General features: G+C 64.6%; 11 protein-coding genes. 9 read left to right on the forward strand and 2 right to left on the reverse strand.

Going from position 1 to position 13,910, the window contains the following annotated elements; all coding sequences use genetic code 11:
- Positions 1–394: 394 nt before the first annotated feature.
- Entirely contained in the window at positions 395–1,363 is a 969-nt protein-coding gene (locus FXV83_RS30075) for a catechol 2,3-dioxygenase (RefSeq protein WP_148743212.1), read from the forward strand.
- 1 nt (position 1,364) lies between these two features.
- Here FXV83_RS30075 and FXV83_RS30080 read toward each other — a convergent pair whose 3' ends face one another.
- Both FXV83_RS30080 and FXV83_RS30085 read right to left on the reverse strand, forming a co-directional pair.
- A complete protein-coding gene (locus FXV83_RS30080) occupies positions 1,365–4,895 on the reverse strand; it encodes a molybdopterin cofactor-binding domain-containing protein (protein WP_148743213.1) in 3,531 nt (1,176 codons plus the stop codon).
- Positions 4,895–5,377: a (2Fe-2S)-binding protein gene (locus FXV83_RS30085; protein ID WP_148743214.1), complete on the reverse strand. Its 483-nt coding sequence runs from the start codon at positions 5,375–5,377 to the stop codon at positions 4,895–4,897. The genes FXV83_RS30080 and FXV83_RS30085 overlap by 1 nt, the downstream gene beginning before the upstream one ends.
- 266 nt (positions 5,378–5,643) lie before the next feature.
- Between FXV83_RS30085 and FXV83_RS30090 the strand changes: the two genes are divergently transcribed.
- The 8 genes from FXV83_RS30090 to FXV83_RS30125 all read left to right on the forward strand — a co-directional run bounded on the left by FXV83_RS30090 (position 5,644) and on the right by FXV83_RS30125 (position 13,882).
- Positions 5,644–7,101, forward strand: a complete 1,458-nt coding sequence (locus FXV83_RS30090) for a 6-hydroxynicotinate reductase (RefSeq protein ID WP_148743215.1) — start codon at positions 5,644–5,646, stop codon at positions 7,099–7,101.
- Positions 7,098–7,997: a UPF0280 family protein gene (locus tag FXV83_RS30095; protein WP_148743216.1), complete on the forward strand. Its 900-nt coding sequence runs from the start codon at positions 7,098–7,100 to the stop codon at positions 7,995–7,997. The genes FXV83_RS30090 and FXV83_RS30095 overlap by 4 nt, the downstream gene beginning before the upstream one ends.
- A 27-nt stretch (positions 7,998–8,024) precedes the next feature.
- On the forward strand, positions 8,025–8,609 hold the full coding sequence (locus FXV83_RS30100; protein WP_148743217.1) for an amino acid synthesis family protein: 585 nt from the start codon (positions 8,025–8,027) through the stop codon (positions 8,607–8,609).
- Positions 8,610–8,648: 39 nt separating this feature from the next.
- A complete protein-coding gene (locus tag FXV83_RS30105; RefSeq protein ID WP_148743218.1) occupies positions 8,649–9,851 on the forward strand; it encodes an ABC transporter substrate-binding protein in 1,203 nt (400 codons plus the stop codon).
- A gap of 180 nt (positions 9,852–10,031) precedes the next feature.
- Positions 10,032–11,921: an ABC transporter permease gene (locus tag FXV83_RS30110; protein ID WP_148743224.1), complete on the forward strand. Its 1,890-nt coding sequence runs from the start codon at positions 10,032–10,034 to the stop codon at positions 11,919–11,921.
- Positions 11,918–12,709 carry an ABC transporter ATP-binding protein gene (locus FXV83_RS30115; RefSeq protein ID WP_148743219.1) on the forward strand — a complete coding sequence of 264 codons (792 nt, stop codon included), beginning with the start codon at positions 11,918–11,920 and terminating at the stop codon, positions 12,707–12,709. Before FXV83_RS30110 ends, FXV83_RS30115 begins: the two co-directional genes overlap by 4 nt.
- Positions 12,706–13,410, forward strand: a complete 705-nt coding sequence (locus tag FXV83_RS30120) for an ABC transporter ATP-binding protein (RefSeq protein WP_148743220.1) — start codon at positions 12,706–12,708, stop codon at positions 13,408–13,410. Before FXV83_RS30115 ends, FXV83_RS30120 begins: the two co-directional genes overlap by 4 nt.
- A gap of 16 nt (positions 13,411–13,426) precedes the next feature.
- On the forward strand, positions 13,427–13,882 hold the full coding sequence (locus FXV83_RS30125; protein WP_148743221.1) for a MarR family winged helix-turn-helix transcriptional regulator: 456 nt from the start codon (positions 13,427–13,429) through the stop codon (positions 13,880–13,882).
- Positions 13,883–13,910: the final 28 nt, after the last annotated feature.

The raw sequence follows: 13,910 nt of genomic DNA on the forward strand, positions 1-13,910 counted from the left end.
TCGCTGCACAAACGGTTAAACGGCAGGCGCGGCTGCTTCGTTAAATCCGCGACAATTCTGCCGGTAGGATTTGTGCCCGATGCATATTTGCCGGCAGAAATGGCGGGAAAAAGCTGCATTTTCAGGGTCAATTGACCGAAACCGCTCTTAAGGAAGACTTTACCATTCGGGCAGCTGGCCGGGCTTTCGTGCTGCAAAGCGGCTGCCGGGCGCGGCGCGGGTTGTGGAACAGGGTCGTTTTGGTTTGTTGACGGGACCTAATCATTTGTACATTAGTACAAATGATTAGCTATCGTCAGTCGCGCCTGGATACCTGCGCACGCATTGCGGTTGCGCGCCGTGCCCGGTTGCGCGATCCGGTGACGTGGATCGCAGCAACGCCTTGGAGGAAACCATGCAGCCCGAACCGATCCTGGATCTCGCTCATCTCGGCCACATGGAACTGCTGACGCCGAAGCCGGATGAGAGCCTGAAATTCTTCGTCGAAGTCATGGGCATGACAGTAAGCGGGCAGAAGGACGAGTCGGTCTATCTGCGTGGCTGGGACGATTACGAACGTTATTCGCTCAAGCTGACAGCGTCGAAATCCTCCGGCATGGAACACATGGCGCTGCGCGCGCGCAGCCAGCAGGCGCTGGAGCGCCGCGTCACTGCACTGAAGGGTTCCGGCTTCGACATCGGCTGGATCGACGGCGACATGGGACAGGGACCGACCTTCCGCTGCCGCGATCCCGACGGCCACATCGTCGAGCTCTACTACGAGACCGAATGGTATCAGGCGCCGCCGGAGTTGAAGCCTGCGCTCAAGAACCAGGCGCAACGCTTTCCCGCGCGCGGCGTCAATGTGCGGCGCCTCGATCACCTCAACTGCCTCGCCGCCGACATCAAGGCCAATCGAGAATTCTTCGAGCATTATCTCGGCTGCCGCCTCACCGAGCAGATCGTCCTCAATGACGGCCGCGAAGCTGCGATGTGGCTGACGATGTCAAACAAGAGCTACGACTTCGCCTACTCACTCGACCATTCCGGTGTGCCCGGACGTTTCCACCACGTCACCTACGCGCTCGACAGTCGCGAGGAGATTCTTCGCGCTGCAGATATCTTCCTGGAGAACGGCGTCCATATCGAGACTGGGCCGCACAAGCACGCGATCCAGCAGACCTTCTTCCTCTACGTCTACGAGCCCGGCGGCAACCGCGTCGAAGTCGCCAATGCCGGCGCGCGCCTGATCCTCGCCCCGGACTGGAAGCCGATCGTATGGACGGAGGAGGAGCGCAAGAAGGGCCAGGCCTGGGGATTGAAGACGATCGAGTCGTTCCACACCCACGGCACGCCACCGGTGGAGGTCAAGAAGCACGGCTAATCTAATGCGTGGACGATCGCACGCGTGTGATCGTCTCGCGCACGCCGGTCCAAGCCGGCTTGTCAGGCGCAAACTGCCCGCGCAGGAAGGTTACGAGCTCCTCGATCTGCGCGTCGCTCATGCTGTGCCTGAAGGCCGGCATGTAGCCGAGGTCGCTGGAGGCAGGCTCGCTGATGCCGTGCAGGATGACCTGCACGAGATTGTCCGGCGATGCGCTGTGCAGATTGCTGTTGAGCGCGAGCGAGGGCCGGCTGCCGAACAGCGGCAGACCGCCGACCTCGTGGCAGACGGCGCAGGCGCCCTGATAGAGCCGCGCGCCGGTGGACGAGGCGAAGGTGACTTGCGTGGCGGCTTCGAGCCTGGCGGCAAGCGCATCCTGCGTCTGCGCATTGCTCGCGGCATCGTTGAACGAGCCGAGATAGACTGCCATCGCGCGAATGTCCTGGTCGGGGAGGGCGGCAAGATCCTTGACAATCGGTGCCATTGGACCTGCGGCGACGCCGTGATAGCGCGAATGGCCGGTGCGCAAGTACGCGAAGAGGTCGTCCTCGCTCCAGGGCATCGGCGCATGCGAGAGCGAGGTGAGCGGCGGCGCCTCCCAGCCCTCGGCAAAACCGCCGGCGAGATAGGCGTCGCGCTGCTCGGCGCCGAGCGCATTGCGCGGCGAATGGCAGCCGCTGCAATGGCCAAGACCCTCGACCAGATAGGCGCCGCGATTCCACAGCTCGGATTTTACGGGATCGGGCTTAAGCTCGCGCGTCTGGTGAAACAGTGCGTTCCATCCCGCGAGCAGCGGGCGAAGGTTGAACGGGAAGGCGAGCATGTTCGCCGGCGCTTTCGCGCGCACTGCCGGCTGTGCGATCAGATAGGCGTAGAGCGCCTGCATGTCGGCGTCGCTCGTCCTGGAAAAATGCGTGTAGGGGAAGGCCGGATAAAGTTGCCGTCCGTCGCGATGGATCCCGTCGCGCATCGCGCGCTCGAAGGCGAGATAGGACCAGGCTCCGATGCCGGTCTCGACGTCGGGCGTGATGTTGGTCGAGTAGATGATGCCGAACGGCGTCTCCAGCGCGCGGCCGCCGACGTTGAGCGCACCGCCGATCGAGGTGTGGCACTCCGCGCAATTGCCGAGCGCTGCCAATTGCTGACCGCGCGCGATGGTCGCGGCAGAATAGACCGACGCATCTGGACGCGCGATCGGCGCAATGGCGCGGCCCGGAAGACACGCTGCACCGATGCCGATCGCGGCCGTGACGACTGCCGCAATCGTCGCGAAGATGCCGGTTCGTCCAGCGAACGGGTTGTGCCAGATACGAGATGACTGCGGAGTGGCGGGCGCGGGCAGCGCCTGCGGCGTGGCTGCCGTATCGCCGTGCAGCCCCCTGAGAATGCGCTCCGGCGTGAACGGCGGCTCGCGAAAGCGCACGCCGGTGGCATCGAAGATCGCATTGGCGATCGCTGCCGCGCTCGGCACCGAGGCGGATTCGCCGACGCCGAGTGGCGGCTGGTCCGGCCGCGGCAGCATCAACACGTCGATCTTGGGCACGTCGGGGAAGGGGATGATCGGATAGGCGCCCCATTCGCGCGCCGCCACCGCGCCGCGCTCGAACGAGACCTCTTCCATCAGCGCGCGGCTGGTGGACTGGATGATGTTGCCGTGGATCTGGTGGCGGACGCCGTCCGGATTGATCATCAAGCCGGAATCCTGCCCCGCGACGACCCGCGTCACGCTGACTTCGCCGGTCGTCTTGTTCACGGCGACGTCGGCAACCCAGGCCGACCACGCCGCGCCATAGCCGGGAAATTTGCTGTGGACGTAGAGCGCATAGGCGAAGCCGCGTCCATGCACGAGCTCGCCGTCCTGTTCCTGTCGCACCGGCCGCGGCGTCCAGCCCGCACGCTCGGCGACCGCGTTGACGAGATCGACGGCGCGCTGGTCTTTCAGATAGCGCAGGCGGTATTCGATCGGATCGACGCCGGCCTCGGTCGCGAGCTCGTCGATATAGGACTCGTGGGCAAAGGTGTTCGGCAGCGCCGAAACGCCGCGGAACCAGGCCGCGCGCACGATCGGCGCCATGTCATGTGCGACGACGCGCATGTGATCGTAATCGTAAGGCGGGATCGCGGTGCGGTCGCCCATCTGCAGCACCGCAGGCTCCGGCGAAATCCGTCCCGTCAGCAACAGCGCCAGGGTCGGGGCGGCGTTCGAGGGGTAGCGTGTGGCGAGATCGTAACCGGCGACGCTGCCATCGGCGTTCAGGCCGCCATTGACGTCAATGAGCTGTGCGGTGCCCTTCGGCTCCCAGGCGTGCTCCTGCTCGCGCGTCAACTGCACACGTACGGGCCTGCCGACCGCGCGCGACAACAGCAGCGCGTCGGCCGTGACATCATCGGCGCAGTTGCGGCCGTAGCAGCCGGCCGCCTCCAGCCGGATCACCTCGATCTCGCTTTCGGGGCGCTCGATCAGCAGCGCGAGGTCGCCGCGCAGCAAATGGGGGTTCTGCGTGCCCGACCAGACCCGGATGTTGCCGTCTTGAAAATCAGCGACCGCGCAGGAGGGGCCGATCGAGGCGTGCATCTGATACGGCCATACATAGGTCCGCGGCATCGGGCTGGCGGCGCCGGCGATTGCAGCGTCAACGTCGCCCTTGTCGATCAGCGTGCGCGGCGTCGAAGGATTGGCGCGCAGCGCCTGCTCGACGTCGGCCAAATCGGTGAGCGCAGGCGTCGGCTTCCAGCTCAGCTTGAGCTGCCTGGCGGCCAAAATCGCGTTCTCCTCGCGCTCGGCGACCACGCCGACGAAATCGCCGATGCGCACGACGGCGACGAGGCCGGGGATGTCGCGGATCGAGGATTCGTCGACCGCCATGAGGCTGGTGCCGACGAACGGTCCGGCATCGACGCCGGCATAGGGCGGACGGATGACGCGACCGTGAAGCATGCCAGGCACGCGGACGTCGTGCACGAAGGTCAGCTCGCCCGTGGCCTTGGCGGGCAGGTCGACGCGGGGCATCGACTGGCCGACGATAGCATAGTCGCCGACGGGCTTGACCGCGACGTCATCGAGAAGCTCGAGACGGATCGTCTCACCGCCGATCAGCTCGCCATAGCTGATGCTGCGATTGTCGTGCCCGCGCACGAGGCCGTCCTCGATCCGGAGATCGGAGGCCGACAGTTCCAATCGTTCGGCGGCGCGCGCGACCAGGAAGTGCCGCGCTTGTGCGGCCGCCTTTCGTAGCGGTACGGCGGTGATCTGGATGGTTTCGCTGGCGATCGTCGCGCCCTGGTTCGGCACGACAGCGGTGTCGCCGAGCACGACGACGACGCGCGCAAAGGACACATCGAGCTCTTCGGCGACGATCTGGCCCAGCGCGGTGCGGATGCCCGTGCCGAGATCGACATGGCCGTTGTAGGCGGTGACCGAACCGTCCGCGGCGATGCGGACAAAGGTCTCGGATGTGATCTCGTCTACGGTGCAGACGACGACGAGCGAACCCGATGGCCGCTCAGCTCCGTTTGAAACAGGAGAGGCCATCAATCAGCAGCCCCGGCGAGTTGACCCGACGCGCGCATGACCGCGCGCAGGATTTCGACATGCGTGCCGCAGCGGCAGAGATTGTAGCGCAGCGCCGCCATCGCTTCCCGCTCAGTCGGGTGCGGGTTGATCGCGAGCAGCGCCTTGGCGGTCATGATCATGCCGCTCAGACAATAGCCGCATTGCGCTGCCTGTTCGTCGATGAAGGCCTGCTGGACCGCATCCGGCTTGTCACGCGTGCCGAGTCCTTCGAGCGTCACGATGTTGCGCCCTTCGCAACCGCTGATCGGAATGACACACGCGCGTGCAGCGGCGCCGTCGATCAGGACAGTACAGGTGCCGCATTCGCCGAGACCGCAGCCATATTTCGGACCGTTGAGCGCCAGATCGTTGCGCAGCACGTAGAGCAACGGCGTCTGCGGCGCGGCCGCGACGTCGTGGATGCTGCCATTCACTGTGAGGCGGATCGGTTTCTGCGTCATCCTCGTTCTCAAGTCGGCCCGTCATGCCTCGCGACGCCACGGTCGCAAAAAATGTGCGCCCGACGATACCGTTTGTACACGAACGTGCAAGCCGGCATGCCGCGGTGCAGCGCAACTGCTCGCTTTGTGGACAGAGCCGGCAGGCAAATGAGGGTTTATTCGGCAGCGGCGTCTTTTCACCAGCACCGCCGCTTGACAGCCATCCGGAGCGCGCGCAACATCGTTCGTATACGAATGATAATCCTCTGCGATCCGCTGGCTTGCACATGGTGACTGAAACGACGAGCGCCGCCAACGACAAGATCCGCTGCGATGCCTGTCCGGTGATGTGCTACATCAAGCCGGGTGCGGCGGGCGCCTGCGACCGCTACGCCAATCATGACGGCAAACTCGTCCGCGTCGATCCCCACGTAATTCTCGAGCGCACGGTGTCGCAGGGCGGCAAGCTGGTGCCGTTCAGCCGCACCGAGGATTGGGACGGCAAGATCGTCCACGAGCCCTCGACCTTCGTGACCGCGATCGGTGCCGGCACCACCTATCCCGACTATAAGCCCGCGCCGTTCATCGTCTCGTCCGAAGTCGACGGCGTCGATATGGTAACGGTCGTCACCGAGGGCATCTTCTCCTATTGCGGCGTCAAGGTGAAGATCGACACCGACCGCTATCTCGGGCCGGAGACCGCGACCGTCCGTGCGCAGGGCGAGGCGGTCGGCCACGTCACGACCAGCGAATACGGCTCGCAGATGCTGTCGCTCGGCGGCGTGCACCATCTGACTGGCGGCTCCAAGAAAGAGGGCCGCGTCACCTGTGACACGCTGATGGATCTCGCCAACTGCAAGGCGGTCGAGCTCACCATCGACGGCGGCGCCAGCGTGGTGGTGCAGGCGGGCCAGCCACCGATCGTCAACGGCGTCAGGGAAGAGCGCATGCGCGTCGGCTGCGGCTCGGCGACGATTGGCATGTTCGCCAAGCAATGGCACGGTAAGGTCGACGAGGTCGTCGTGGTCGACGATCATATCACCGGCGTGCTTAGCGAGCACCAGGCCGGCAAACTGCTTGATATCGCCGACACCGGCATCAAGATGAAGGGGCGCCGCTCGACGCCGGGTCGCTATTTCCAGGTCGCCGATCCCGGCACGGGCTGGGGCGGCACCAACATCTCCGATCCGTTGTCGATTCTCGGGCCATTCGACGTCAAGGAAGCCAGGGCCGGACTGACCATGCTGATGGTCTCCACGACCGGCGAGCATTCGTCCTACTACGTGCTCGACGAGGCCTTGAAGCCGGTCCAGACCGAGATGCCTGCCGATTTGAAATTCTCGGTCGAGCGCATCCAGGAGAATTGCGAACCAGCGCTGTGCACAGTGCTGTTCATGGCCGGTGCCGGCGGTTCGCTGCGCGCGGGCGTGACCGACAATCCGGTGCGGCTGACGCGCTCGGTGAAGGACGCGCTGACCCGCGTCAGCAGCGGCGGCGCGCCGGTCTATGTCTGGCCCGGCGGCGGCATCACCTACATGGTCGACGTGACGCAGATGCCTTCGGGCGCATTCGGTTACGTGCCGACGCCGGCGCTGGTCGCGCCGATCGAGTTCACGATGAGGCTGTCCGACTATGCCGCGCTCGGCGGGCACATGGATTATGTGAAGCCACTCGCCGAGGTGAAGAGTGGCGACGATGTCCGCCAATTGCCTTGGCACAACCCGATTCCGGGGCGCCCGGCATGACAAGGCTCCCGCAAATCGCAATGCTGTCTGATGGCCGGCGGCTGCATTTGCAGGATGGTCCGATCGATCTGATCGTGGAGGCGAGGGGAGACGCCGGTGAGGTCCGGGCGGCTTATGAGGCGGCGGCCCGGCGGTTCACCGGCTTGCTCGACGAGCTCTGCGTGGAGTTGCCGGAACTCCGCAAAGCGGCGCAACGCGGAAACTGCGCACTGGACGGCGTTGTTGCGCGCCGCATGTATACCGCCGTCGCGCCCTATGCTGCCGATGGCTTCATCACGCCGATGGCTGCGGTGGCCGGCAGCGTCGCGGAGGAAATCCTGGGGGCGATGCTGAACGCTGCATCGCTCGATCAGGCCTATGTCAACAATGGCGGCGATATTGCTCTCTATCTTGGCGAGGGCGAGCGTTTTTCGGTGGGCCTGATGGACCGGCCCGATCGCGACGGCGTCATGCAGACGATGAAGGTGGATGCGAACGATGCCGTGCGAGGCATCGCCACCAGTGGTCGCCACGGCCGCAGTTTTTCGCTCGGAATTGCCGACGCCGTGACGGTGCTTGCGGCGACCGCGTCGCAGGCCGATGCGGCTGCGACGGTTATCGCCAACGCCGTCGATCTGCCCGGACATCCCGCCGTCATCCGGCAGCCGGCCAACGAGCTTCAGCCTGACAGCGACCTCGGCGCCCGTCTCGTGACACGCGATGTCGGTGAGTTGTCGCCGGTCGAAATCGCAATGGCGCTGGAATCTGGCGCGGAATGTGCACGGCAATTGTTCGATCGCGGACTGATCGAGAGTGCTGTGTTGCGGCTTTGTGGTGATATGCTTGTCATCGGGACCAGAGATATTGAACGGCAACGATCCGCCCCGCCCGTGCTGGAGAACGCGGTTCATGCCTGACCAAGGGACGAGCCTAAGGAAACAATCATGAGCGCGATCATCCGCAAGATTGTCACTGTCGTCGAAGAGACGCAGATGGAGATGGGTAGGCCCGTGTCGCCGCCGACCCGGCGCGCCGCGGCGATCGCCGTGATCGAAAATCCTTTTGCCGGAAAGTATGTCGAGGATCTCGCACCGCTGATTGCGATTGGGGAGGAGCTCGGCGATCTCCTGTCCAAGCGCGCGGTGGCCGCACTCGGCATCGAAGGCTCCAAGGTCCAGAGCTACGGCAAGGCGGCGGCCGTTGGCGAGAATGGCGAGCTGGAACATGCGGCCGCGATTCTTCACCCCAAGATGGGCGCGCCGGTGCGGAAGGTGCTGACCAGGGGCGCGGCGCTGATCCCCTCGTCGAAGAAGCGCAGCGGGCCTGGTACGACGCTCGACATTCCGCTTGGTCACAAGGACGCAGCCTTCGTGCGTAGTCATTTCGATGGCATGGAAGTACAGATCAATGACGCGCCGCGCGCCAACGAGATCATGGTTGCGGTCGCCGTCACCGACAGCGGCCGTCCGCTGCCGCGCGTCGGCGGGCTCACGGTTGCGGAGATCAAGGGCGAGGACGGTCTCAGATAGAGACGGTCTGGAATGGTGAATTCAAAACTGGAGGTTGGGATGCGAGCAAGAAACTATTTCGTCGGCGCGGCCTTCGCGCTTCTGGCGGGCGGCATGGCTCATTCGGCCTTGGCGCAGGAGATCAAGATCGGCGAGATCAACAGCTATTCGCTGCTGCCGGCCTTCACCGAGCCCTATCGCAAGGGATGGCAGCTCGCGGTCGAGGAGATCAACGCGGCCGGCGGCATCAACGGAAAGAAGCTCGTCGTCGTCTCCAAGGACGACGGCGGCAAACCGGCCGATGCGCAGACCGCGGCCAACGAGCTGGTCTCGAGCGAGGGCGTGGCGATGCTCACGGGCACGTTCCTCTCGAACATCGGTCTTGCCGTCAGCGACTTCGCGAACCAGAAGAAGGTGTTCTTTCTCGCGGCCGAGCCGCTGACGGACGCCGTCACCTGGTCGAAGGGCAACAAATACACCTTCCGCCTGCGTCCCTCCAACTACATGCAGGCGGCGATGCTGGTGGAAGCCGCCAGCAAGCTGCCCGCAAAACGCTGGGCGACGATCGCGCCGAACTATGAATACGGCCAGTCCGCGGTCGCGGTGTTCAAGAAGCTGATGTCGGCAAAGCGGCCTGACATCCAGTGGGTCGACGAGCAGTGGCCGCCGCAGGGCAAGATCGATGCGGGCCCGGTGGTGCAGGCGGTTGCCGCGGCGAATCCCGAAGCGATCCTCAACGTCACCTTCGGCGCCGACCTCGTGAAGCTCGTGCGCGAAGGCAACACCCGCGGCCTGTTCAAGGGGCGCGAGGTTGTGTCGTTCCTGACCGGCGAGCCCGAATATCTCGATCCGCTCAAGGACGAAACGCCGGAAGGCTGGATCGTCACCGGCTATCCCTGGTACTCGATCAAGACGCCGGAGCATGATGCATTCCTGAAGGCCTATCAGGCCAAGTACAACGACTATCCGCGTCTCGGCTCGATCGTCGGCTACCAGACCATCAAATCGGCGGCTGCGATTCTGGCGAAGGCCGGCTCCACCGATCCGGAGAAGCTGATTGCCGCGGCGGAAGGGCTGTCGATGTCGTCGCCGCTGGGCGAGATCACCTTCCGCAAGATCGACCATCAGTCGACGCTCGGCGCCTATGTCGGCAAGACCGCACTGAAGGACGGCAAGGGCGTGATGGTGGACTCTTCTTACAAGAAGGGCTCGGACTATTTGCCAAGCGACGCCGAGGTCGAGAAGCTGCGTCCGAAGGATTGATCTCCACTGCCGTAGGGTGGGTTAGCCGAAGGCGTAACCCACCACTTTCGGTGCCGTACGAGAAGAGGTGGGTTACGCCGAGCGAACTGCGCTCCGCGCAGTCGCTGGGCTAACCCACCCTACGAAGCTCTCTCTCCCAGCAGGCGGGGAGAGGTGATGCAACTCCAGCCCGGACCGCCGATGGCCTTTTATGTCGTACAGTTTCTGACCGGTCTCGCCAGTGCAGCGTCGCTGTTCCTGGTGGCGTCGGGCCTGTCGATCATTTTCGGCGTGACGCGGATCGTGAATTTCGCGCACGGCGCCTTCTACATGATTGGCGCCTATGTCGCCTTCACCCTGACGGAGCGTCTTTCGGGAACGTTCGGCTTCTGGGGCAGTATCGTTGCCGCCGCGTTTGCCGTGGCGCTGATCGGCGTCATCGTCGAGATGGTGCTGCTCCGCCGCATCTACCACGCACCCGAGCTGTTCCAGTTGCTCGCGACCTTCGGCCTGACCCTGATGGTCGAGGATCTCGTGGTCCTGATCTGGGGGCCTGATGATCTCGTCGGCCGCCGCGCCCCGGGCTTCAAAGGTGCCGTCGATTTCTTCGGCCAGAACATCCCGAGCTACGATTTGTTCCTGATCGTGCTCGGGCCGGTCGTGCTCGGCATTCTCTGGCTCTTGTTTCAGCGCACGCGCTGGGGCGTGCTGGTGCGCGCAGCGACCCAGGACCGCGACATGGTGGCGGCGCTCGGCGTCAATCAGAAATGGCTGTTCACGAGCGTGTTTGCGGTCGGCGTATTCCTGGCCGCGCTCGGCGGCGCGCTCCAGATCCCGCGCGATGCCGTGCATCACGCGATGGACCTGCGCATCATCGTCGAGGTCTTCGTCGTCGTCGTGATCGGGGGCCTCGGCAGCATCATCGGCGCCTTCGTCGCGGCGGTGCTGGTGTCCGAGCTCAACGCCTTCGGCATCCTGATCTTTCCGAAAATCTCCATCATCCTGGTCTTCCTGGTGATGGCAGTGGTACTGATCGTGCGGCCCTGGGGCTTGTTCGGCAGGCCCGAGGCGCCCGCCCGCAAGACGCCGGGCCTGACCGTCAATCCCTGGCGGCCGCTGACGTCGAACGAGCGGCTGGCTGCGCTTGCAGCACTCGTCATCGCCGCGACGCTGCCGCTGTTCGCCGGCAATTATGCGCTGACGGTCGGCTCGGAGATCGCGATCTTCGTGATCTTCGCCGTCAGCCTGCATTTCCTAATGGCGGTCGGCGGGCTCGCGTCCTTTGGCCACGCCGCCTATTTCGGCCTCGGCGCCTATGGCGTCGCCTTCCTTGCCAAGATGGCGGGCTTGCCGATGATCGTGTGCCTCTTGCTCGGGCCGTTGCTTGGCTGCATGGGCGCCGCCGTGTTCGGCTTCTTCGCCGTGCAGCTCTCGGGCGTCTACTTTGCGATGCTAACGCTGGCCTTTGCGCAGATCGTCTGGTCGATCGCGTTCCAATGGGTGAGCGTGACCGGCGGCGACAACGGCATTTTGGGCGTGTGGCCGGAGAAATGGGCCGCGAGCCCGTCGCATTTCTATTGGCTGGCGCTCGGTGTCGCCGCGCTGGTGACGGTCGCGCTGCGCGTGGCGGTGTTCTCTCCGTTCGGCTATGGCTTGCGCGCAACGCGGGATTCTGCGCTGCGCAGCGAAGCCATTGGCGTCAACGTCAAGCGCATGCAGTGGACGGCGTTCGTGATTTCGGGAACGACAGCCGGCATTGGTGGCGCGCTGTTCGCGTACCTGAAGGGCAGCGTCTTTCCCGACAATCTCGGCATCTCGCTCTCGGTCGACGCGCTGGTCATGGTGCTGCTCGGCGGCGTCGAGACGGTGTCGGGCGGGGTGATCGGGGCGATCGTCTACAAGGCGCTCAATATCTGGCTGGTCAGCCAGACCGATCTGTCGAAACTGGTGCTCGGCGGCTTCATCGTGCTGATCGTGGTGGTCTTCCCCAAGGGCATCGTCGGCATGCTGGAAATGCTCGCGCAACGGCGCAAGAGCACGTCGCCGCCGGGGGCATCCCTGCTTGCCAAGCCGATCGAGTCCGCCGAATGAGCGTCGCCCCCTCACTTCTCGTGGTCGAAGGCCTGACCAAATCCTACGGCGGCATCCATGCGGTGCGCGGCGTCTCGTTCTCGCTGCGCGCCGGCGAAATTCTGGCGCTGATCGGGCCGAACGGTGCGGGAAAAAGCACCTGCTTCGACATGCTCAACGGACAGAACAGGCCGGACACGGGGCACGTCCGTCTGCTCGGCGAGGACACCACGGGCAAGAAGCCGCGCGAGATCTGGCGGATGGGGGTAGGGCGCACGTTCCAGATCACCGCGACGTTCGCAACCATGACGGTGCGCGAGAACGTGCAGGTCGCGCTGATCTCCCACGGAAAGCAATTATTCAATATCTGGGGTTCGGCGCCGAATTTCGCCCGCGGCGAGGCCGGTCGTCTGCTCGAGCTGGTCGGCATGGGCGGCTACGCGGATCGTCCGTGCGGCGAGCTCGCTTATGGCGACCTCAAGCGGCTCGAGCTTGCGGTGGCGCTCGCCAACCAGCCGAAACTGCTGCTGATGGACGAGCCGACCGCCGGCATGGCGCCGCGCGAGCGCGTCGACCTGATGCGTCTGACCGCGCAGATCGCTCGGGAAAAGTCGATCGGTGTGCTCTTCACGGAGCACGACATGGACGTGGTGTTCGAGCATGCCGACCGCATCCTCGTGCTCAACCGCGGCACGCTGATCGCCGAGGGCTCGCCGGCCGAGGTGCGTGGCAATCCGCAGGTGCAGGCGGTCTATCTCGGCGAAGGCCTGGTCTACGATTCCCGTCATCGCGAGGGAGCCTCGGCATGAAGCTGACGGTCGAGGGACTCAACAGCCATTACGGTCCGGCGCATATCCTGTTCGACATCGGCTTCGAGGTCGGCGAGGGCGAGGTGGTTGCGCTGCTGGGGCGCAACGGCGCAGGCAAATCGACGACGTTCCGCTCGATCGTCGGCCTCGTCGCGCAGCGCTCCGGCCGCATCGTGTTCGAGGGCAAGGACGTCTCGGTGCGACCGACGCATGAGATCGTCCGCGGCGGTCTCGGCTATGTGCCGGAAGAGCGGCGCATCTTCACCGATCTCACGGTCGAGGAAAATCTGGAAGTCGGCCGCCAGCCGAAGCGTCTGAACGCGCCATCATGGACCCGCGAAAAGCTGTTCGCTCTGTTTCCGAATTTGGCCGAGATGCGCAACCGCCCGGGCGGCCGCATGAGCGGCGGCGAGCAGCAGATGCTGACCATCGCGCGCACGCTGATGGGCAACCCGTCGCTGGTGCTGCTCGACGAGCCGTCGGAGGGGCTGTCACCGAAGATCGTGGAGCAGATGGTCGACGCCATCCTGACCATGAAGAAGGAGGGCGTCAGCATCGTCGTCTCCGAACAGAACTTGCACTTTGCGCGATTGATCTCCGATCGCGCCTACATCATCGAGCGCGGCCGCATCTGCTTCGGCGGCACCATGGCAGAGCTCGACGCGCGCCCGGATATCCGCGATGCGCATCTGTCGTTGTGAGGGGGACGGGTAGTCGATGGCAAGAAGCGTTGCGGTGAAGAAAAGCGTCAAGCAGGCGAAGCCCTCCTATGTGCTCGACGAACAGGTCGGCTTCATCCTGCGCCAGGTCTGGCAGCGCCACAGCTCGATCTTCGCCCGCGACATCGGCACCAACATCACGCCGACGCAATGGGCGGCGCTGTCGAAGCTGGCCGAGACCGGACCGTGCTCGCAGAACCAGCTCGGGCGGTTGACTGCGATGGACGTCGCGACGATCAAGGGCGTGATCGACCGGCTGACGGCGCGTGGTCTGACCGAGACCAGCCAGGATCCCGAAGATGGGCGGCGACTTTTGGTGAGCCTGACGCGCGCCGGCCAGCAGCTTGCCGAAAAAGTCGCGCCGAACGCGCTCGCCATCACCCGCGAAACCCTCGCGCCGCTCGAGCCCAAGGAGCGCGAGATGCTGATGGGGCTGTTGAACAAGCTGCGTTGAATTCAGTCCTGTAGCAACCATTAAAGCA

The sequence above is a fragment of the Bradyrhizobium hipponense genome (assembly GCF_008123965.1).
GTDB classification, from domain to species: Bacteria; Pseudomonadota; Alphaproteobacteria; order Rhizobiales; family Xanthobacteraceae; genus Bradyrhizobium; species Bradyrhizobium hipponense.